Raw genomic sequence first — 19344 nt, 5'->3', positions numbered from 1 at the left:
TGATGGTGGGCACGGCGCGGGAATGAGCGCAGCAAAACAACGCGCGGCATCGGCGCGCCTTTGCCCACCCTACGAAATCTTGGCGTTGCGGCAGGTGAGCGATGTCTGACCCCGTCGTCGCCATCAAGAATCTCCGTATCGCCTTGCCCAAAGGCGCGGAGCGAGCCCACGCCGTCGACGGCGTGTCGTTCGATCTCACCGCCGGCAAGATCGTCTGCGTTGTCGGCGAGTCCGGCTCGGGCAAGTCGATGTGCGCGCATGCGCTGCTCGGCCTGCTGCCGGACACCGTGCAGGTCGACGGCGGCGAGATCCGCTTCGAGGGACGTGATCTGCTCAAGGTGGATGACAACGGCTGGCGCGATCTGCGCGGCCGCCGCATCGCCATGGTGTTCCAGGAGCCGATGACCGCGCTCAATCCCTTGATGCGGATCGGCGACCAGTTGATGGAGGTGTTCGAGGCGCACGATCTGCTCACGCCGGCCGAGCGCCGGGCCAAAGCGCTGGCGCTGGTGCGCGAGGTCGGCCTGCCCGATCCCGAACGCATCATCCGCGCCTATCCGCACCAGCTTTCCGGCGGCCAGCGCCAGCGCGCGATGATCGCAATGGCGCTGGCGCTCGAGCCGGCCGTGCTCGTCGCCGACGAGCCGACCACCGCGCTCGACGTCACGACGCAGGCGCAGATCCTCAAGCTGATCCGCAATCTCCAGGCCAGCCACAACATGGCGGTGATGTTCATCACCCATGATTTCGGCGTCGTCGCGGATATCGCCGACCAGGTCGTGGTGCTGCGCCATGGCAAGGTGGTGGAGGAGGGCACGGCCGCGACCGTGCTCGGCAATCCGCAGCACGACTACACCAAGGCGCTGCTCGCCGCGGTACCCTCGTTCGATCCGCCGCCGCGCACCACGCGCGAGGACCAGCCGAAGGCGATCGAGGTCATCGGCCTCGACAAGACCTATGTGACGCCGACCGGTTGGTTCCGTCCGAACCGCGAGACTCGCGCAGCGCACGCGGTGAATTTCGCGATTCATCAGGGCGAGACGCTCGGCCTCGTCGGCGAATCTGGCTCGGGCAAATCCTCCGTCGCACGGCTCGTCATGCGGCTGATCGAGGCCGATCGCGGCACGGTACGCATCGGCGACGTCGATCTCACCGCGCTCGAAGGACGCGCGCTGCGCACACAGCGTCACCGCATCCAGATGATCTTCCAGGATCCGTTCGCGTCGCTGAACCCGCGGCGCAAGGTCGGCCGTATCATCGCCGACGGCATGGTCGCGCGCGGTACGGCGCTGGATGCGGCGCTGAAGCGCGCGCAGGAGCTGCTGGGGCTCGTCGGGCTCGATGCCGGTGCCGTCGAGCGCTACCCGCACGAGTTCTCCGGCGGCCAGCGCCAGCGCATCGGCATCGCGCGCGCGCTGGCGCTCGATCCTGAGATCATCGTGGCCGACGAGGCGGTGTCGGCGCTCGACGTCTCCGTTCAGGCGCAGGTGCTACGCCTTCTGGAAGACCTGAAGGCGAGGCTCGGCCTGTCGATGCTGTTCATCACCCACGACCTTCGCGTCGCCGCGCAGATCTGTGATCGCATCGCGGTGATGCAGAAGGGCGAGATCGTCGAGCTGAAGCCGACGGCGGCGCTGTTCGCCGATCCGGAGCATCCCTATACGCGCGAGCTGCTCGCGGCTGTTCCGGGGCGCAAGCCTCAAACGGCCGGACTGGAAGCATAAATGAGTTGCAACATAATCGGCGCATTTCGGTTATAGCATTATCACGCGCGACCTGAACCGGGGGCTTCTGCGCCCAGGTCGGTCCCGATCAGCATCCGCTCCCGGTCGCGAGCTTGCGAAACGTTTGTCGGATGCCGTCACTGAACCGTGGCCGTCCTGTGCCAGTCTCGCCGGCACGTGCCGCTGCGTTTACCACTGCAATAAGGAAATCCCGATGTCTGAGCGTAGGCCCACGGCCGCGGTGCTCGAAGCCCACAAGGCGTTCAAGCCGGCTCCGGCTCCCGTCAGCGATTACGAGAAGGCGCAGAGCGCGTTCAATCAGAACCGAGAGCGCCTCCGAGCCGAGCGCCTCGCGCGCGAGGCGGCTGGGACCGACAGCAAACACATCGCCGGCAAACAAAAGCCGGCGTGAGCGCCGGCTTCGTTCAGTTCGCCATCAGCCGAGCTGATACTCTTCGTGCTTAGCTCCGCGACGTCGCCGAGGCGAGCTGGCCCTGCGGCCGCTCGGTCCGAGTCGAGCTCGTCGATGGAAGCGCGCCAGGGCGTGCCGTCGGCACCTTCTTCACCGGCGCGGGCAGCAACCCCTCGCGGATCGCTTGCTTGCGCGCGACCTTGCGCTGCCGCCGGACCGCATCGGATTTTTCGCGCGTCTTGCGCTCCGACGGTTTTTCGTAAGCGCGGCGGCGCTTCATCTCGCGAAACACGCCCTCGCGCTGCATCTTGCGTTTGAGAATGCGCAACGCCTTCTCGACGTCATTGTCACGAACGAGTACCTGCAAAAGCATCCTCCTTCTTCATCTCGCGATGAGTGTCTGTGGTGTGGAGTCGATCAGCGCGGCGCCAGCGATCACGCCACGATCAGCTTTGTCTGCTTCAGAATCAGAATGATGAGCTGAACGCGCTGTAATGAGAAACGTAATGAGAGCTGCGCCGAGACATGGTGATCCGCTTCGTATGAAGGCGGGAGCACGATCTGTCTCTCAGCCATCGATGGCCGGGCCGTTACCGATGGTGCTCAGCAAGATATGCGCGAACCCTTGATATTGCCAGCGCGTTGAGGTGCGGTGCCACCGGCCGCAAACTATATTTGCCGCGCGCCCTTGTAATCCCCAGGAAAGGGTCTACCTTCATATTGTTCGATTAGCCGCTGTGCCTTTCTGAATGTGCCCGCGGGCTATTTCCAAAGTCATCGCTCAGTTGAATGATGAGATCGTGCGGTGTTCGCGCGATGAATACGCTTGATAAAGCGCTTGGAGATAGACATGCAGGGTACCGTGAAGTGGTTCAACGGTCAGAAGGGTTTTGGTTTCATTCAGCCGCAGGACGGCGGGAACGACGTGTTCGTTCACATCAGCGCCGTCGAGCGTGCTGGTCTCGCTGGCCTGGCCGAAGGTCAGAAGCTGAATTACGACGTCAAGACCGACAAGATGCGCGGCAAGACCAGCGCAGAGAACCTCTCGCTGATCTGATCGCTTGATCGATCTCTAGCCATTTCACGGATGTACTGAAATGGCCGGTTTGCCCGCTCGATCTCATGGGTTGAGCGGGCTGCTCGCGTTTTTGAGGCCATTTGCAACTCTCGGGAAGGGATCGGTCGATGGCGACGAAGCGAGCATCAGAGCCTTCGGCTGAAAGCATCGCCCGCGCGCAGCGCCGGCAGCTCGCCGCCGAGGACGGGGCCAAGGCGATGGCCGAATGGGATCGGCGTGCGACCGCGGTCCGCAGCAATATGGAGCGGCTGCGCGCGCTCAGGCTTGCCAAGGAGGCGCAGGACGCAGCGACAGGCGTTGACGCCGCGTCGACCGCGACCACCAAACGGCGCAAGAAGGTCGCTCGATAGTTCGAACCGCGCGCGACGATGTTCGTTCTTGGTTTTGAAGCCAGCGTTCCGCGTACAGGTTCCACCTTCCTGCCGAGGAGGCTGATGTGCCCAAATCCGCCGCGAGAGACGTTCGCATTTCCAGGGACGATTCCGAGGGAGGCCAGATGATCGCCTTTGCGCTCGCAATCGGCTCGACGCGACAGGTCTGTCAGCTCGAGACCAGCTTCTGCACCCGCAACCAGGCGCTGGCCTATCTGCAACGAAACCGGACAACATTCGAGCAGCGCGCCCGCGAGCAGTTCGCGCGCGGCGAAGTCACGGACGGCGTGATTCATCTCAAGATGATCTGACGCGTCGCAGGCGCTGTGCCATTGAAGGCCGGCGCCGCGCGCGCCGCTCTATTCCGTCTTCTGCTTCACCGGCAGCGGCACGCGCTCATAGGTCGCCGGCAGATTGACCGGCCGGTAGTCCGTCGACTCCGCGATGCGCATCAGCACGCTCTCATGGATGAAGGCGCCGTCTGGAATGAGGCGCGGCTCGCAATCGGGAATGTAGAAGCCGAAATGCACCTTGCGTTCCGGCCATTCCTTGTACTTCGCCCGCTTCGGCAGATATTCGAGCACCCGCCAAGCAGGCGTCATCGAATTGTGCAGCGGGCCGCGGATGCTCGGCTCGACATAAGAGAACGGGCTGTTCTTGCGCTGGATGCCCCAGGCGAGCTGATTGACGGTGCGCGGATTGACCGCAAGCCCGGCCTCGACCGCCTCGTCGATCATCCAGAGCAGCGGGTATTTCGAGGCTGCTGATTGCGCCTCGGGATAGCCGCCGCCGACGTCGCAATGCACACCCGCGAACCACACCTGCTTGGCGTCCTGCGGTCCCGCCTTGGCCTTGTTGAAGCGGTTCGGCGTGAAGGTCTGCGGCATCTCCCAGGGCTTCAGCCGGAACATGCAGCGCCGCTCGTCCATCGCGGCCGCCTGACGAAAGATCTTGACGCTGGGATTGCTGATCGTGAACGCCAGCTCTTCCAGGCTCGGCAGCGCGAACAGCCGATCGGTGCGCGGCACGATGACGCTGGCGACCGTATCCCACACGCCGACGAAGTGGATGGTCGGCCAGCGCGACGAGGTGATGCGCGCGAACTGCGCCGCCTGGTCGTCACGGCTCTCCGGGATCGGGCCTTCCTCCTCGGTGCTTTCCAGCTCCCTGGTGATGCCGCGCCCGGCCTTCGGATTGTCCGAGGAATATTTCTTGTAGGCGATCACGCCGGACCCGGCGAGGTTGATCTGGTCGGGCGAGATCAGGCCGACCTTGTGGATCAGGCCGGCCAGCACGCGCACCGTATAGGCGCCGCGCGAGAAGCCGAACAGGAAGATCTTGTCGCCTTCCTCGTAGTGCGTCGCGACGAAGCAGTAGGCCTTGATGACGTTGTCATCGAGGCCGTAGCCGGTGGCGAGCCCGAGCACCATGTTGAAATTGGTCTTGAAGCGATGCCAGCTATCCGGCTGCGTCAGGGTGCCGACGCCGGGGTCGTAGAACACGGCCTGGTGCGGCGTCGTCTTGTCGGTTTTGCGCAGGCAACGATACAGCTTGAGGACGTTCGAGATGTTCTCGCTGATCTCGTTGCCGGTGCCGTCGCAGCAGATGACAATATTCTTCATGACAAAGGAATGTCCGCGATAATGCTACCGCAGCGAGTGTAGAACATCCGGCCGAGCTTGGGGAGGTTGATAGTCATGACACTTCGTCTGGGTCGCACGCCCAGACGTGCCGTGCTCGACGTCCTTGGCTGTCCTCGTGCGTCCGTGGCTGTCTAGCGAACGTGTGGTCACGACGTGCCCGGGGGCCTCACCGCCGCCGCGCATTCGTTGCGCGGGGCTGCGGAGCTGCCCGCAAACGAAAACGGCCGGATCTTGCGATCCAGCCGTTCTCCAAACTTGCTTTGCCGTCGTCCCGCTCGCGCCGGCCGGCGATCAAATCTATGAAGCTCAGCTCGCCTTGGCGATCGGAGCGGCCTCGGCGGCCTTCTTTTCGATGGCGCGCTTCAGCTCGAGGGCGCGCGGCGACAGCGCCGCGGCGTTGGCCTTCAGCAGATAGGCGTCGAGACCGCCATTGTGGTCGACGCTCTTGATCGCGTTGGTCGAGACGCGCAGGCGAACGTTGCGGCCGAGCACGTCCGAGATGAAGGTGACGTTGCACAGGTTCGGCAGGAAGCGCCGCTTGGTCTTGATGTTCGAGTGGCTGACCTTGTGGCCAACCTGGGGGCCCTTGGCCGTCAGTTCACAGCGCCGCGACATGGCAATAAATCCTCTCTCATCCCCGCCCTTCGTCCGCTCATATCGGCGGGCCGCGGGGGTCCAAAACTCGTCCAGCTCGTCTCTGGGAGATGCGGGTCTATAGGGGGGACGCGGCTTTTCGTCAAGGTTTTGAAGCTGCCGGCGAATCGCGGGCCTCCTGGCGGGCCGCAGCCGCCGTCCGGCCGCTGCGCGCGTGGAAGGCGGCCGCGACGGCCGGCCGCACTGCCCGTTCGGCAGAAAAGCGGACGTATAATCAAAGGTATAGCTCGCAGTTTAGACCATATAAAGGGCGCATTCCGGCGTGATGGATAGGATCCCGCGAACAACCTCCAGCGCCAGAATGGCGAGGTCCTGGCGCGGTGCCGGAAAATAAGGATGCGCGGTTCCGGCATGGCAGAGGGCGATCGTCCGGGGCTTTTCGGGCGTAAACCGCTGGACAAACCGCCGAAGTCGGACGGTTCGCGTTGTTCGAAGGCGTTTTTGGCTTAAGTAGCAAGGACGGCGCGCCGGATCAGTCCGGCGCTCAGGCAGGCGGATCGGCAGGATCATCCCTCACGTGACCATCATCTCGGCTCCCTCATTCCTCTCGCGTCGCCTGATCGCGGCCGGTTCCGCCCTTTGCCTGTTGCTGCTGGCGCAGAGCGCGCACGCTCAGGCCCGGCTGGACGCGCAATACGAGGCGTCGCTGGCCGGTATTCCCGTGGGGAAGGGCACCTGGGCGATCGAGATCGGCGACGATCAGTACGGCGCCTCCGCGCAGGGCGGCACCGCCGGCCTGCTGAAGAGCTTCTCGCAGGGCTCCGGCGCCGGCTCGGTGCAGGGCCGCGTCGTCAACGGCGCGCTGGTCGCCCAGAGCTACCAGGCCTCGACCACGACGGGAAAGAAGTCCGAGCAGATCCGTATCAACCTGCAGAACGGCAATGTGAAGGATTTCGCCATCGAGCCAACGCCGCCGGTCGATGCCGACCGCATCCCCGTCACGGACGCGCATAAGCGCGGCGTGCTCGATCCGATGACCGCGTCGCTGGTGAGGGTGCCCGGCAATGGCGAGTTGCTGTCGCCGGAGTCCTGCCGTGGCGCGGCGCCGATCTTCGACGGCCGGATGCGCTACGAGCTCAAGCTGGACTACAAGCGCATGGAGAACGTCAAGGCGGAGAAAGGCTATCGCGGCCCGGCGCTGGTCTGCGCGATCTACTTCACGCCGGTCGCGGGCTACATTCCCGACCGGCCGGTGATCAAATATCTCGCCCAGGCCCGCAACATGGAAGTGTTCTTCGTGCCGCTCGCCGGCACGCGGGTGCTGGTGCCGTTCCGGGTGGTCATCCCGACCTCATTCGGCACCGCGATGCTGGAAGCGACGACCTTCATCACCCAGGCGACCCCGCACGTCGCCAAGACGCAGTAGCGCTCTGCTCCCACTCTTGCCTGCACTGCGCGCCTCGCTCCGGACGCCGCGTCAGAGGCTGATACCAGGACTGCGGACGCGGTGCCGGGACGTCGAGGCTTCGGCTGCCTGATGGGCGCTGGAGCTGTCGCGGGATTTCCGTGCAGCACATCCCCGCAATGAGCAGTTCAACAGCGTGCATACCGATCCCGTCTCATCGCACGTGAATCCGTTTGACTCTTGCGCCGATCTGATTCGACTCGGGACTCGCGTGGACGCGCGCCGGTTCCCTCGCGAAAGCGTTGCTTGTGGAGCCCGCGAAAACTTGATCTAGTGCTGATGAGATCGCAGAGCGCGAGATGTTGCGGTGAACGAAGCCGGAAAGACGTTGGAGTCACCGATTCCTTCGTGATTCGTTCTCAAGGCGTTCCGAAGCTTAAGCTGCGTCCCTATATGCGTCACAATGTGAGACAGGGTGAGGAGCGCAGCCTCTCAGTAACGACGACAAATTAAGCATCCATCGCGCCTGACCCGCGCGCCTGCAACGCCGGCTTCGAGACCCAAATTTAACGAATGGCTTTTCCGTCTTCTTCGGCTGCCTCGCCTTTCGAGCGCATGTCCGACCGCGCATCCGACCGTGCTCCCGGAAGCGGCGTCACCGCCGTGCTCGGTCCGACCAACACCGGCAAGACACATCTTGCGATCGAGCGCATGCTTGCGCATTCCTCCGGCATCATCGGACTGCCGCTGCGGCTGCTCGCGCGCGAGGTCTACAACAAGATCGCCGATCGGGTCGGCAGCGAGGCCGTCGCGCTGATCACCGGCGAGGAGAAGATCAAGCCCAAGAATCCGCGCTATTGGGTCTCGACCGTCGAGGCGATGCCGCGGGATCTCGACGTGTCCTTCCTCGCCGTCGACGAAATCCAGATCGCGTCCGATCTCGAGCGCGGCCACGTTTTCACCGATCGCATCCTCAACCGCCGCGGCCGCGACGAGACGCTGCTGCTCGGCGCAGCGACGATGCGCCCGATCATCGAGCGGCTGTTGCCGGGCGCCTCGATGGTGACGCGGCCGAGATTGTCGCAGCTCGAATTTGCCGGCGACCGCAAGATCACGCGGCAGCCGCGCCGGACCGCGATCGTGGCCTTCTCCGCCGACGAGGTCTATGCGATCGCCGAATTGATCCGCCGTCAGCATGGCGGCGCCGCGGTCGTGCTCGGCTCGCTGTCGCCGCGCACGCGCAACGCGCAGGTCGCGATGTTCCAGAACGGCGACGTCGACTATCTTGTCGCCACCGATGCCATCGGCATGGGCCTCAATCTCGACGTCGATCACGTCGCCTTTGCCTCCGACCGCAAATATGACGGCTATCAGTTCCGCCGCCTGACGCCGTCGGAGTTTGCCCAGATTGCAGGCCGTGCCGGGCGCGCAACGCGCAACGGGACCTTCGGCACCACCGGGCGTTGTGCGCCGTTCGAGCCCGAGCTGGTCAACGCGCTCCAGAACCACACTTTCGATACCGTGAAGGTGCTGCAATGGCGCAATTCGAAGCTGGATTTCGCCTCGCTCGGCGCGCTGCAGGTGTCCCTGGCGCTGGCACCCGGTCATGAGGCGCTGACGCGGGCGCCGATCGCGGAGGATCTGCGCGTGCTCGATCACGCCGCGCGCGACGCCGAGGTGCGCGACATGGCGCATGGCGCCACCGCGGTCGAGCGCCTCTGGGAGACCTGCCAGATCCCCGATTATCGCAGGCTGTCGCCGGCCGCGCATGCGGAGCTGGTCACCACGGTGTTCGGCTTCCTGATGCAGAAGGGGCGCATTCCCGACGCCTGGTATGCGGCCCAGGTCGATCAGGCTGATCGCACCGACGGCGACATCGACACGCTGTCCGGGCGGATTGCACAAATTCGCACCTGGACCTTCGTCGCCAATCGGCCAGATTGGCTGCGTGACCCGGACTATTGGCAGGGAATTACCCGCGACCTCGAAAATAAATTGTCAGACGCCCTTCATGAACGGCTCACAGAGCGTTTCGTTGATCGTCGTACCAGTGTATTGATGCGGCGCCTGCGGGAGAACAGTGTTTTGAATACGGAAATCGGCAAGACCGGCGAAGTGATCGTTGAAGGGCACGCGATCGGCCGCCTGGATGGATTCACCTTCGCCCCTGACGCCGCCGAGGCCGGCTCCGAGGCCAAGGCCTTGCAGGCTGCTGCCCAGAAGGCGCTGGCCGGCGAGATCGAGGCGCGTGCCGAGAAGCTGTCCAATGCGCCGGACGAGCATATCGTGCTCACTGCCGACGGCACGCTGCGCTGGACCGGCGATGCCGTCGCCAAGCTGGTCGCGGCCGATGACGCCCTGCATCCGCGCCTGCGCATCATTGCCGATGAGCGGCTCACCGGTGCTGCGCGCGACAAGGTGCAGGCGCGGCTCGATCTGTGGCTGAAGACGCATATCGAAAAGCTGCTCGGCCCGCTGTTCGAATTGTCCAAGGCCGAGGACATCACCGGCATCGCGCGCGGCATCGCCTTCCAGCTGGTGGAGGCGCTCGGCGTCATCGAGCGCAACAAGATCGCGGCCGAGATGAAGGATCTCGACCAGCCGTCGCGCGCCACCTTGCGCAAATATGGCGTGCGCTTCGGCGCCTATCACATCTACGTCCCGGCGCTGCTCAAGCCGGCCGCGCGCGCGCTCGCGGCGCTGCTGTGGGCCGAGAAGCAGGGCAATGTCGACATGTCCGCACTGACCGGCGCGCAGCATCTGGCGAGCTCCGGCCGCACCTCGTTCCCGGTCGACAAGGCGCTGCCGCGCGATGCCTATCGCGTGCTCGGCTACAAGCAGGCGGGCGAGCGCGCCGTGCGCGTCGACATCCTGGAACGGCTTGCCGATCTGATTCGTCCCGCTCTGGCGTGGCGCGAGAATACGCAGGGCGAGAAGCCTGCCGGCGCCTTCGACGGCCGCGGCTTCGTGGTGACCCAGGCGATGACCTCGCTCACCGGCTCCGCCGGCGAGGACTTCGCCTCGATCCTGCGCGCGCTCGGCTATCGCATGGAGAAGCGGCCGCCGCTGCCGCCCAAACCGGTAGAGACGCCTGTCGAGAAGCCGGCCGACGTTGCTGCTGATGCCGCCGCCCCCGACGCTGCGCCGGCCGAAGCGGCACCGGCGGAGTCACTCGAGGCGAGCGCGAGCGAGCCCGCGCCGACCGTGGCCGAAGCCGCCGCCGCGCCGGTCACCGAGCAGGTGATGGCAGTGCCGGACGTGGCTGCCGAGCCGGCCGCTGAGCCTGCGCCGGTCTCTGCCCTGTCGTCGCTGCCGACCGTTGATTTCGTCAGCCCGACCCCGCCAGAGCAGGCCCCCGCGGTCGAGGCTGCCGCCGTCGAGGCCGAAGCGGCTGATATCGCGGCCGTCGAGCTGGCGGCCGAAGCGCCGCCCGAGGCGATCGCGCCGGAAGCCCCCCAGCCCGAAGCCGCCGCAGCAGCGCCGGCCGATGCAGCGGAGCCTGCCGCTGCGACCGAGGCTGCACCCGCCGGAGAGCCCGTGCTGGTCGAGGTCTGGCGGCCCGGCGGCCGTTCGGAGGAGCGTCGTCCGCGCCATGAGCATCATCAGCGCAATCGGCATCACCGCCCGCAGCACGACCGTGGCCAAGCGGCAGCGGGCGGCGAGCAGGCGGCCGCCGGGGCCGCGCCGGCCGAGGGCGAAGGGCGGGGCGACCGCCAGCATCGCGGCCATGGCCGTCGCGACCGGGTCAAGGAGTTCGGCAAGGACTTCCGCAAGGGCCCGCCGCGCGAAGGCGGCGAGGCTGCCGCTGGTGCCGTGCCGGCGCGCGAGGATCGCGGGCCGCGCCGCGATCACGACGCCAAGGGACGCGATCAGGGTCGCGACCAGAACCGCGATCGCAACAAGGGCGGCGGCAAGTTCGGCGGCGACCGCGAGGGACGCGGCGGCCGCGACTTCGGCAAGGGCGGCCGCGACAAGCGCGACAGCGGCCCGGCGCTGCGGCCCTACGCCTCGAGCGGCGGCGGTGGTCGCGACCGGCCGGTCGATCCGAACTCGCCATTCGCCAAGCTGGCTGCGCTCAAGGAGCAGCTTGCGGCGAACAACCGCAAGGACTGATCTCTGCGCGGCATGCGCCGAGCCAACGCGACCACGCCCGAGAGGACCACGACGACGTCCGACGCCCCTTCAGAGCGCCAGCGCCTCGACAAATGGCTGTGGCACGCGCGGGTGGTAAAAGCCCGCACCAGCGCCGCCGCCCTGGTCTCCTCGGGCCATGTCCGCATCAATGGCGTCCGCGAGACTTCGCCGGGCCACGGCGTGAAGATCGGGGACGTGCTGACGATCGCGCTCGATCGCAATGTGCGCGTGCTCAGGGTCACCGGCTTTACCGAGCGCCGTGGCGACGCGACCTCGGTCCGCGGGCTCTATGATGATGTCGAGGCGAGCGGACGATCGTGAGCGGCTGTGTCAAAGCCATCCGCGATTCAGTTCTTCGCCCCGCTTCACTTGCGACACACCACGTCCTGCGCTAGTGCAGGCCTGCCGATTTGTTGATCGTTCGTTCCGGAGCCCTGGATGACTTACGTCGTCACCGAAAACTGCATCAAATGCAAATACACCGATTGCGTTGAGGTCTGCCCGGTAGACTGCTTCTACGAGGGCGACAATATGCTCGTGATCCATCCGGACGAATGCATCGATTGCGGCGTGTGCGAACCTGAATGCCCGGCCGACGCGATCAAGCCGGACACCGAGCCGGGGCTCGAAAAGTGGCTCGGCGTCAACGCCGAATACGCCAAGGCCTGGCCGAACATCACCCAGAAGAAGGATCCGCCGGCGGACGCCAAGGAGCACGACGGCGAGGCCGGCAAGTTCGAGAAATATTTTTCGTCGAAGGCTGGCGCCGGAGACTGAGGACTCCCGCAATGACCGGCGCTGGATCGGCGCCGGTGGCTTGATACGGACATGCCGGCCGATCTGATTAGCCGCGCGGAAACAACGGCCTAGCGCTCATCTTGCAGTGCGAGAACGAGCGCCGCAGACGTGTTCGATTCTGGCACGCTTCACTTAACCCTAACTTCGTGGATCCGTCACAATACCGCCCCTGAGGCCTCTAAATCATTGATTTTTGCGGGAAATGTGCTATATATGGCACATTCTCAGAGCCGAACCCGGCCATGCGTATACTTTTTTGGCCGCCCTTTTAGGTTCCCGCAACATCAAACAGGGGCGTGGCAGTTCCGCGCGCAGGCTGTGTCACAGAAAACGCGTAAAAAGAGTGCTTCCAAGAGTACAAAAAAAGCCGCCGCGGCCAGCCGCAGCGTTTCCAAGGGCCGTGCCCGGGCTCCTGTAAAGGAGATTCGGGCTGCCGCAAAGGCCTCGGCTGCCAAGTCCACCAAGAACAAAAGAAGCGCAATGCCTGAAAAGACTGCCAAGACTGCCGCGAAAGCATCCGCCGCGAAGACCACTCTTGAAAAGGACTCTGTTGCCAAGGCCGCTCCGGCCAAGGCTGCCGCTGCCACCAAGGCCACCAAGACGGCCGTTCCTGCTGCTGCCCCTGCTGCCACCAAGACCCCCGTTGCCGCCAAGCCGGCTGCCCCCGCTGCGGCCGCGCCGCGCGTCGAGGAGAAGAAATTGCCGACCCAGCGTCAGGGCTTCAAGACCAACGAGTTCGTCGTCTATCCGGCTCACGGCGTCGGCCAGATCCTGGCCATCGAGGAGCAGGAGATCGCGGGCGCCAAGCTCGAGCTGTTCGTCATCAACTTCATCAAGGACAAGATGACGCTACGCGTGCCGACCGCCAAGGTCGCCAATGTCGGCATGCGCAAGCTGTCCGAGCCGGCGCTGGTGAAGAAGGCGCTGGAGACCCTCAAGGGCCGCGCCCGAGTCAAGCGCACGATGTGGTCGCGTCGCGCCCAGGAGTACGAAGCGAAGATCAATTCGGGCGACATCGTCGCGATCGCCGAGGTCGTGCGCGATCTCTATCGCTCGGAGTCGCAGCCGGAGCAGTCCTACAGCGAACGCCAGCTTTACGAAGCGGCGCTCGACCGTCTGTCGCGCGAGATCGCGGTTGTGCAGCACTCGACCGAGACCGAGGCCGTCAAGGAGATCGAGACGCAGCTCGCCAAGAGCCCGCGCCGCGGTGCCAAGACCGAGGCCGACGCGGTCGCCGAGGGCGATGCCGACGCCGAGGGTGACGACATCGACGGCGACGACACCGCCGTGGCGGATGAAGCTGCCTGACGGTCCTTACAGCGCGTTTTTCCAATTAGTTGCTTACGAAGTCCGGCCGCAAGGTCGGGCTTTTTGTTTGGGAGGTCATGACTCGTCATGCCGGTCGCTCTGCATTCCATCGCGCCGCTGCGTAAGATCTGCCGGTTCGCGGGCGTGTTGGCCTATGCAGGCGCAATGTTGGTCTATCGTCATGCGCAACCGATCGCCGGGAAAGCCTATGATGACTTTTGCGCGAGCCAGGGCATGGCTTTCGGCCAGCCGACGCCAGTCAGCGACCTCTGCGTCATACTGCTTGTCGCTGCCCTCCCGATGGTGCTGGTCCGCGGCACGGTGGCCGTCAGTTGAACCTCACCCTCGGGCTGCTGGCCGTGCGCAGCCTGGTCGCTGCTCGCCATGGCTGGCCAGTCCCCGTATGAATGCTTCACCCAGGCGGGAACCTACCAAGGCCACGTCTCGGGGCTTGGCAATTTCGAGCTTGTCTCCGCGCTGCTCCTTCTGCTCTCGTATCTCGGACTTGCGGTCGAACTGCTGACCAGGATCGGACGGAAACTGAACGCCCGTGGCGTCGGCGCGGCTGCCGGATCTGCGCTTTCACATTCTCCCCGCACCTCTGCTTGCGACTTGGGTAGGCCGCCTTAGGACGCGGGAGCGCCGGAACCTCGACATGTCGGATGCGCTGGCAAGACTGATCTCCCTGGACATCTTCCGCGACGGTGGCTCATACGAAGCGCGTTTCGCGACGAAGGACGACCGCCTGATCGCGTTGTGGCTGCAGCGATCGGCGATGCCCGATGCTGGCGGACTGCATCACCGCGAGCTGTTCCTCTATGAGGAGGGGAGCCCCGTCCCGGATCCGCAGCTTCTGATCACCACCAGCTCCGAGGAACGGGACCTGCTCCGGCGCCTCGCCGACTTTGTCGCGCTGCATGGCAAGGGCTGCGACCCCGCCGAGCTGCATGGCAAGGGCTGCGACCCCGCCGAGCTGGTGCGTCTCGCGCAACTGCTGGTCTGCATCGAGCGCCGCGAGCCGCTGTTTCCAGGAATGCCAGCGCGGCGACCGCCACCCGGCTGGCCGCATTGAGCGGCACCGGTGCGGCAGATCAGTCCTTGAAGCCGGTTTGCCGCGGTACGATCATGATGGGCCGCAGCAGCAATTCGTTCAGCTCGGCAATGCGCGACGCCGGGAGGCGATGTGGCCCGGCTTCCGTGCCCCAGAGTGAGAAGGCCCGCCAATCGACGCTGAACACCGCCAGCGCCACCGCATCGGTCCTTTCGAGCCGGGACATCTGCTCGTCGATCGACCGCTGAGGATCATAATCGTCGAGCACGAGCTCCGGCACCGCGATCGGAGGCAGCGCCCGGTACCCGGCCTGCTTGATCCAGCACAGCCCCTCACTCGTGACGGCACAGCAATGCGGCATACCGCCGAAGCCGCCGCCGCGCAGTCCGCGCTCGATCCACCATTCGTTCTGCCAGTCCTCGTAGCCGAACAGCATGCCCTCCAGCCGTTCGAAATGCTCGTTCCAGCCGCCGGCCCTCCAGACCATCTTCATCGCGGGAATGCGCCACTCCTCACCTTTGGCGGTGAAGTAGACGTGCCTCGTGCCCTGACGGCCACCCGCCTGCGTCCGCTCATTGCCGGACGGCTCGAGCTCGACCTCCTTGTGCAGCCGGCCGGCCGCGACCCAGTGGTCGAACCGCTCCTCGCCTGCAAAGCTTATGGGCGGATAGGCCTCAATGAACCGCGCCAGCTTCTTGCGGCCGTCGAGCAGCAGCGGCAGCTCGTAGCCGGTGTGGATCAGATAGGGAGCTTCCTGGATCGATTGGATGCGATCGACGATGAACTCGCGATCGGGGAAGTCGAGGGCAGCCCAGTCGAGGCTGATCCCGAACGCCTCGCAGAGCTTCAGCGCTTCGGCATCGTTGAGATGGAAGATCTTCTGATCCAGCTCGGCCTCTCCGGTTGCGCCAAGCAGGTCGCAAAGCCGAAGACGATCGGTGACCGCGAAACGAGCCTGCAACACCGGGCACCATTGTTCACGATCGAACAAAGACAACAGGAACAGGTGAGGCGTCGGGGAGGGAGAGGTCATGGCCGATATTGCACTCTCCAGGCGCCGGCTCCCGAACCCTCAGCTTCCTGTCACTCCACCACGATCTTCACGCGATCACGCACCTTCACCTGGGCGCGGGCGTCGAGGCCGTTGAGGACGCGGAAGCGCTCGATCGGGCGGTCGACGCCGGTCATGCGGTGGGCGAGGGATTCGACGGTGTCGCCGGGCTGCACCGTGATCACCTTGATCCGCAGCGGCCGGGCGGACTGGATCTCTTCCAGGCTGAGGCGGCGGAACGAGTTGACGGCTTCCCGGGCGTTGCGCTCGCTCTCGGTGGTCTTCTGCCGCGAGGCGAAGATGAAGCGGTAGACGTCGCTGCCGACCCGCAGGGCATAGACCTTGAATTGCCAGGGATCGCCGCTCGCCGTCGTGGAGGCCGCCGGGAAGCCATTGATGGTCAGCTCCTCGGTCGCGGACTTGTCGACGTTCTCCATCCAGCCGGAGTTGAGATAGTCGCCGAGCGTCTGCTGGGCCGGCACGCGCACCACGTCGAAGCGCATCGCCTGGGCGCCGCCCTCGCGCACGCCGATCACGGCCTGCGCAGTGTTGTCGAGCGTGAAGTTCTCCGGCGCCTGGAAGGTGAAGCCGAGCTTCGGATGCAGGAAGCGCCGGCCGCGCACGAAGCCCTCGCTCGGGTCCTCGCCATAGACGATGTTGTCGACCGCCGCAAGATAGCTCTCGCGGTCATGCTCCTTGGCCTCGGCCGAGACGTATTGCTTGGCGATCGCCGCCGCGTTCTGCACCCGCTCCGGCGTCGCGGGATGCGACGACAGGAAGTCCTGCGCGCGCGGGTCGATCGCGACCTTGCCGGCCTTCAGCTCGGCATTGCGCTCCATCGAGGTGAGGAACCGCGCCGCGCCATAGGGGTCGAACTTGGCTTTGGCGGAGATGCCGACGCCGATGCCGTCGGCCTCGAACTCCTGGGTGCGAGAGAAGCTCGCCATCGTCAGCTTGGTCTTGGCCAGCGCCAGCGCCGTGAGGTCCGGATCATTGCCCATGTCGGAGACGACGCGGGTCACGACGGCGGCCTGGCGGGCCTGGTCCTCGCGAATCGCGGCATGCCGCGCCAGCACATGCGCCATCTCGTGGCTCAGCACCGACGACAATTCCGAGGTGTCGTTGGCGAGCGCGATTAGGCCGCGGGTCACGTAGAGCTGCCCGGTCGGCAGCGCGAAGGCGTTGACCGCACCGGAGTTCAGGATCGTGACCTTGTAGCCCTGGTCGGGACGGTCGGACGCAGCGACGAGCCGGTCGACGATCTTGCCGATCAGGCCTTCGAGCTGCGGATCCTCATAGGCGCCGCCATAGGTTGCAAGGATTCGTTCGTGCTCGCGGTCGCTCGCCGGCGTGGTCTGCACCATCGCGGGCTTCGGCCGCGGCGTCGGCATCGGCGCGGTCGCCTGTTGCAGCTTGCCCATGTCGCTGCAGCCGCCCAGCGCCAGTCCGACGCACAGCAAAGCTGGTGCGATCCGCGAACAGCAGCTCACCATCGTCATGCGCGCTCGAACAGACACGTTCACGTCGCTACTCACGTACCTTTGCGGCTCAGTTGCCGCTCAAAATCTCGATCTGGGCGATCTGGCTCAGTTCCAGTCTCGGGCCCTGATGCGCTTCGACCCAACCGCGCACCCGAACCCGCCGATTCGCAAGTGATTTTGTCTCGATGCCGGCACCTTCCAATACCGCCACCATACGCTTTGGAATAATCACCGCGAAGCCTCGTGTCCAGCTACGAGCGAAGTTCAGATAAGTTGTTGTCCCTGTCTGTCGTACGGACAACACCTTGCCTTCGACAACCGTAAATAGCCCTACGCGAGCCAAAATATCGTCTGGACTTTCCGCGTTTTTTATGACGGTTCTAATATTCCAGACGCCGCGCGACGCCGTGCGCGCCTCATCCTCGGCTGCCCCGAGACTCGCCGCACAGTCGCGATCCGGCACGTCCGTTCCGCGCAGCACCACTCCGTCCCTCAGCAATCCGATTTGCACGGGCTGATCCGCCCCCGCCAGGAAGGCGAAGGCGCGCTGCCGGCCGTAGCGGTCCGGCGCGTCGTCATCGCCGCGCAGCACGATGTCGCGGTCGCGCAGCAGGGCGCCGAGCGTCTCGATCGCTCCGGCTGCGAGCTCGGCCGGCGGCGGCTCGATCCCGGCCAGCCGCACCTCGCGGCCATCGGATAATCGGAAGCTGCGCGCATCGATGATCTCGCTGACATGCCCCTCGCCGAGCTCGGCGAACATGCAGGGCGCGGCATGGCTCGCCAGCGCGGATGCCCCAAGGCCGAGCAGCGTCAGGTTGCAGGCGAGAAGCCAACGTCGGGCAGCGATGATGCGTGTGCGCGCCATGACGCATCATGACATGCTTTATCCATTCCATTGAGCGGAAAACAGCGCGGCCGATCGTCTTTGCTGAACGCTTGCCGCGTGCTCGCGCGTGCGCCATGATACGAACTATCAATGAGGCCATCGCCATGTAGCGACGTGCCCGCAGGGAGGAATTTTGATGAGCAGAACGACCGGCGGCGCCGCGGCGTCTTTGTTTACGCTGGCGCTTGCGCTGACCTTGTCGGCCGGCGCGCATGCGCAGAGCAAGCCGCCGCTGAAGATCGGCGGCATCCTGGACATGTCGAGCCTCTACGCCGACATCACCGGTCCCGGCAGCGAGGCCGCGGCGAAGATGGCGGTGGAGGATTTCGGCGGCGAGGTGCTGGGACGCAAGATCGAGGTGATCGCGGCCGATCATCTCAACAAGGCCGATCTCGCTGCCAACATCGCGCGCGATATGCTCGACAACCAGGGCGTCGAGATGATCTGGGATGTTGCGGCGTCCGCCACCGCGCTCGCCGCCGGCGAGATCGCCAAGGCGCGCAACAAGATCATCATCTTCAACGGCCCGGGCTCGGTGCGTCTCTCCAACGAGGCCTGCGGCCCCTACACCGTGCACTACGTGTTCGACACCTTCGCGCAGGCCAACGTCACCGGGCTCGCCGCGGTGAAGTCGGGGCTCGACAGCTGGTTCTTCCTCACCGCCGACTACGCGTTCGGCCAGGATCTCGAGAAAGACACCAGCGCGGTCGTGACCAAGTCCGGCGGCAAGGTGCTCGGCAGCGTGCGCCATCCGCTCAACACCTCGGATTTCTCGTCCTTCTTGCTGCAGGCGCAGGCTTCCAAGGCCAAGGTGATCGGGCTCGCCAATGCCGGTGGCGACACCATCAACGCGATCAAGCAGGCCGCCGAGTTCGGCATCGCCAAAGGCGGCCAGAAGCTGTCGCCGCTGCTTGCCTTCGTCTCGGACATCGACAGCGTCGGCCTGGAGACCGCGCAGGGCCTCTTGGTGGCGGAGGCGTTCTACTGGGATCTCAACGACGACACCCGCGCCTTCACCAAGCGCTTCATGGAGCGTACCAAGCGCGTGCCGACCTCGGCGCAGGCCGGCGTCTACTCGTCGGTGACGCACTATCTCAAGGCGGTGAAGGCCGTCGGCACCACCGATCCCGACGCCGTCATGAAGCTGATGCGGGCGACCGAGATCAACGACATGTTCGCGAAGGGCGGACGCATCCGCGCGGACGGCCGCATGGTGCACGACATGTATCTGTTCGAGGTCAAGAAGCCGTCGGAGTCGAAGGCGAAGTCCGACGACTACAAGCTGCTCGCCACCGTGCCGGGCAACGAGGCGTTCCAGTCGCTGGAGGCCTCGCGCTGTCCGCTGGTGAAGAAGTAACCGTGGTCATTGCGAGCGAAGCGAAGCAATCCAGGGCGACACCGGGACTCT

At 65.2% G+C, this 19344-nt stretch carries 19 protein-coding genes; 13 read left to right on the top strand and 6 right to left on the bottom strand.

What is annotated here, in order from left to right:
• Window positions 1–101: 101 nt before the first annotated feature.
• Together ACVILH_RS05520 and ACVILH_RS05515 are read left to right on the top strand one after the other, a co-directional pair.
• Window positions 102–1724: an ABC transporter ATP-binding protein gene (locus tag ACVILH_RS05520; protein WP_456711994.1), complete on the top strand. Its 1623-nt coding sequence runs from the start codon at window positions 102–104 to the stop codon at window positions 1722–1724.
• Between the two features lie 214 nt (window positions 1725–1938).
• Window positions 1939–2136, top strand: a complete 198-nt coding sequence (locus tag ACVILH_RS05515; protein ID WP_456711993.1) for a hypothetical protein — start codon at window positions 1939–1941, stop codon at window positions 2134–2136.
• A 49-nt stretch (window positions 2137–2185) separates the two neighbouring features.
• On the opposite strand, the gene rpsU is transcribed toward ACVILH_RS05515, so the two are convergent.
• Entirely contained in the window at window positions 2186–2503 is a 318-nt protein-coding gene (gene rpsU / locus ACVILH_RS05510; protein WP_456716876.1) for a 30S ribosomal protein S21, read from the bottom strand.
• A 483-nt stretch (window positions 2504–2986) separates the two neighbouring features.
• Here rpsU and ACVILH_RS05505 point away from each other — a divergent pair, with 483 nt between their 5' ends.
• The 3 genes from ACVILH_RS05505 (at window position 2987) to ACVILH_RS05495 (ending at window position 3896) form a co-directional block, all read left to right on the top strand.
• Window positions 2987–3193 carry a cold-shock protein gene (locus ACVILH_RS05505; protein ID WP_008966330.1) on the top strand — a complete coding sequence of 69 codons (207 nt, stop codon included), beginning with the start codon at window positions 2987–2989 and terminating at the stop codon, window positions 3191–3193.
• A 128-nt stretch (window positions 3194–3321) separates the two neighbouring features.
• Complete coding sequence (locus tag ACVILH_RS05500; protein WP_456711992.1) at window positions 3322–3564, top strand: transcriptional regulator; 243 nt, start codon at window positions 3322–3324, stop codon at window positions 3562–3564.
• 146 nt (window positions 3565–3710) lie between these two features.
• Window positions 3711–3896 (top strand): hypothetical protein, encoded by a 186-nt coding sequence (locus ACVILH_RS05495; RefSeq protein ID WP_456711991.1) that lies wholly within the window; start codon window positions 3711–3713, stop codon window positions 3894–3896.
• 48 nt (window positions 3897–3944) lie between these two features.
• On the opposite strand, the gene ACVILH_RS05490 is transcribed toward ACVILH_RS05495, so the two are convergent.
• Both ACVILH_RS05490 and rpmB read right to left on the bottom strand, forming a co-directional pair.
• The gene (locus ACVILH_RS05490; RefSeq protein WP_456711990.1) at window positions 3945–5207 is read right to left on the bottom strand and encodes a T6SS phospholipase effector Tle1-like catalytic domain-containing protein; all 1263 of its coding nucleotides are present in this window, start codon (window positions 5205–5207) and stop codon (window positions 3945–3947) included.
• A 327-nt stretch (window positions 5208–5534) separates the two neighbouring features.
• On the bottom strand, window positions 5535–5843 hold the full coding sequence (gene rpmB, locus ACVILH_RS05485) for a 50S ribosomal protein L28 (RefSeq protein WP_456711989.1): 309 nt from the start codon (window positions 5841–5843) through the stop codon (window positions 5535–5537).
• 556 nt (window positions 5844–6399) lie between these two features.
• On the opposite strand from rpmB, the gene ACVILH_RS05480 reads away from it, so the two are divergent.
• The 7 genes from ACVILH_RS05480 (at window position 6400) to ACVILH_RS05450 (ending at window position 14539) form a co-directional block, all read left to right on the top strand.
• Entirely contained in the window at window positions 6400–7248 is an 849-nt protein-coding gene (locus ACVILH_RS05480) for a DUF3108 domain-containing protein (protein WP_456711988.1), read from the top strand.
• Between the two features lie 552 nt (window positions 7249–7800).
• The gene (locus ACVILH_RS05475; protein ID WP_456711987.1) at window positions 7801–11340 is read left to right on the top strand and encodes a helicase-related protein; all 3540 of its coding nucleotides are present in this window, start codon (window positions 7801–7803) and stop codon (window positions 11338–11340) included.
• A gap of 12 nt (window positions 11341–11352) precedes the next feature.
• The gene (locus tag ACVILH_RS05470; RefSeq protein ID WP_456711986.1) at window positions 11353–11682 is read left to right on the top strand and encodes an RNA-binding S4 domain-containing protein; all 330 of its coding nucleotides are present in this window, start codon (window positions 11353–11355) and stop codon (window positions 11680–11682) included.
• A 117-nt stretch (window positions 11683–11799) separates the two neighbouring features.
• A complete protein-coding gene (gene fdxA, locus ACVILH_RS05465; protein ID WP_456711985.1) occupies window positions 11800–12138 on the top strand; it encodes a ferredoxin FdxA in 339 nt (112 codons plus the stop codon).
• Between the two features lie 501 nt (window positions 12139–12639).
• Window positions 12640–13467 (top strand): CarD family transcriptional regulator, encoded by an 828-nt coding sequence (locus ACVILH_RS05460; protein ID WP_456711984.1) that lies wholly within the window; start codon window positions 12640–12642, stop codon window positions 13465–13467.
• 87 nt (window positions 13468–13554) lie between these two features.
• On the top strand, window positions 13555–13803 hold the full coding sequence (locus ACVILH_RS05455) for a hypothetical protein (RefSeq protein WP_456711983.1): 249 nt from the start codon (window positions 13555–13557) through the stop codon (window positions 13801–13803).
• Window positions 13804–14122: 319 nt separating this feature from the next.
• Window positions 14123–14539 carry a hypothetical protein gene (locus ACVILH_RS05450; protein WP_456711982.1) on the top strand — a complete coding sequence of 139 codons (417 nt, stop codon included), beginning with the start codon at window positions 14123–14125 and terminating at the stop codon, window positions 14537–14539.
• 19 nt (window positions 14540–14558) lie between these two features.
• Here the strand turns inward: ACVILH_RS05450 and ACVILH_RS05445 are convergent, their stop codons facing one another.
• Genes ACVILH_RS05445 through ACVILH_RS05435 form a run of 3 tightly spaced genes read right to left on the bottom strand, consistent with a single transcriptional unit; the run spans window position 14559 to window position 17915 of the window.
• Window positions 14559–15551, bottom strand: a complete 993-nt coding sequence (locus ACVILH_RS05445) for a hypothetical protein (RefSeq protein WP_456711981.1) — start codon at window positions 15549–15551, stop codon at window positions 14559–14561.
• 50 nt (window positions 15552–15601) lie between these two features.
• The gene (locus ACVILH_RS05440) at window positions 15602–17068 is read right to left on the bottom strand and encodes a M48 family metalloprotease (RefSeq protein WP_456711980.1); all 1467 of its coding nucleotides are present in this window, start codon (window positions 17066–17068) and stop codon (window positions 15602–15604) included.
• Window positions 17069–17117: 49 nt separating this feature from the next.
• Complete coding sequence (locus ACVILH_RS05435) at window positions 17118–17915, bottom strand: thermonuclease family protein (protein ID WP_456711979.1); 798 nt, start codon at window positions 17913–17915, stop codon at window positions 17118–17120.
• A gap of 157 nt (window positions 17916–18072) precedes the next feature.
• Between ACVILH_RS05435 and ACVILH_RS05430 the strand changes: the two genes are divergently transcribed.
• The gene (locus ACVILH_RS05430; RefSeq protein ID WP_456711978.1) at window positions 18073–19293 is read left to right on the top strand and encodes an ABC transporter substrate-binding protein; all 1221 of its coding nucleotides are present in this window, start codon (window positions 18073–18075) and stop codon (window positions 19291–19293) included.
• Window positions 19294–19344 lie beyond the last annotated feature (51 nt).

This window comes from Bradyrhizobium sp. USDA 4353 (assembly GCF_054063215.1).
Note: the sequence above shows the minus strand (reverse complement) of the source record. Positions and strands in the feature narration are given on the sequence as shown.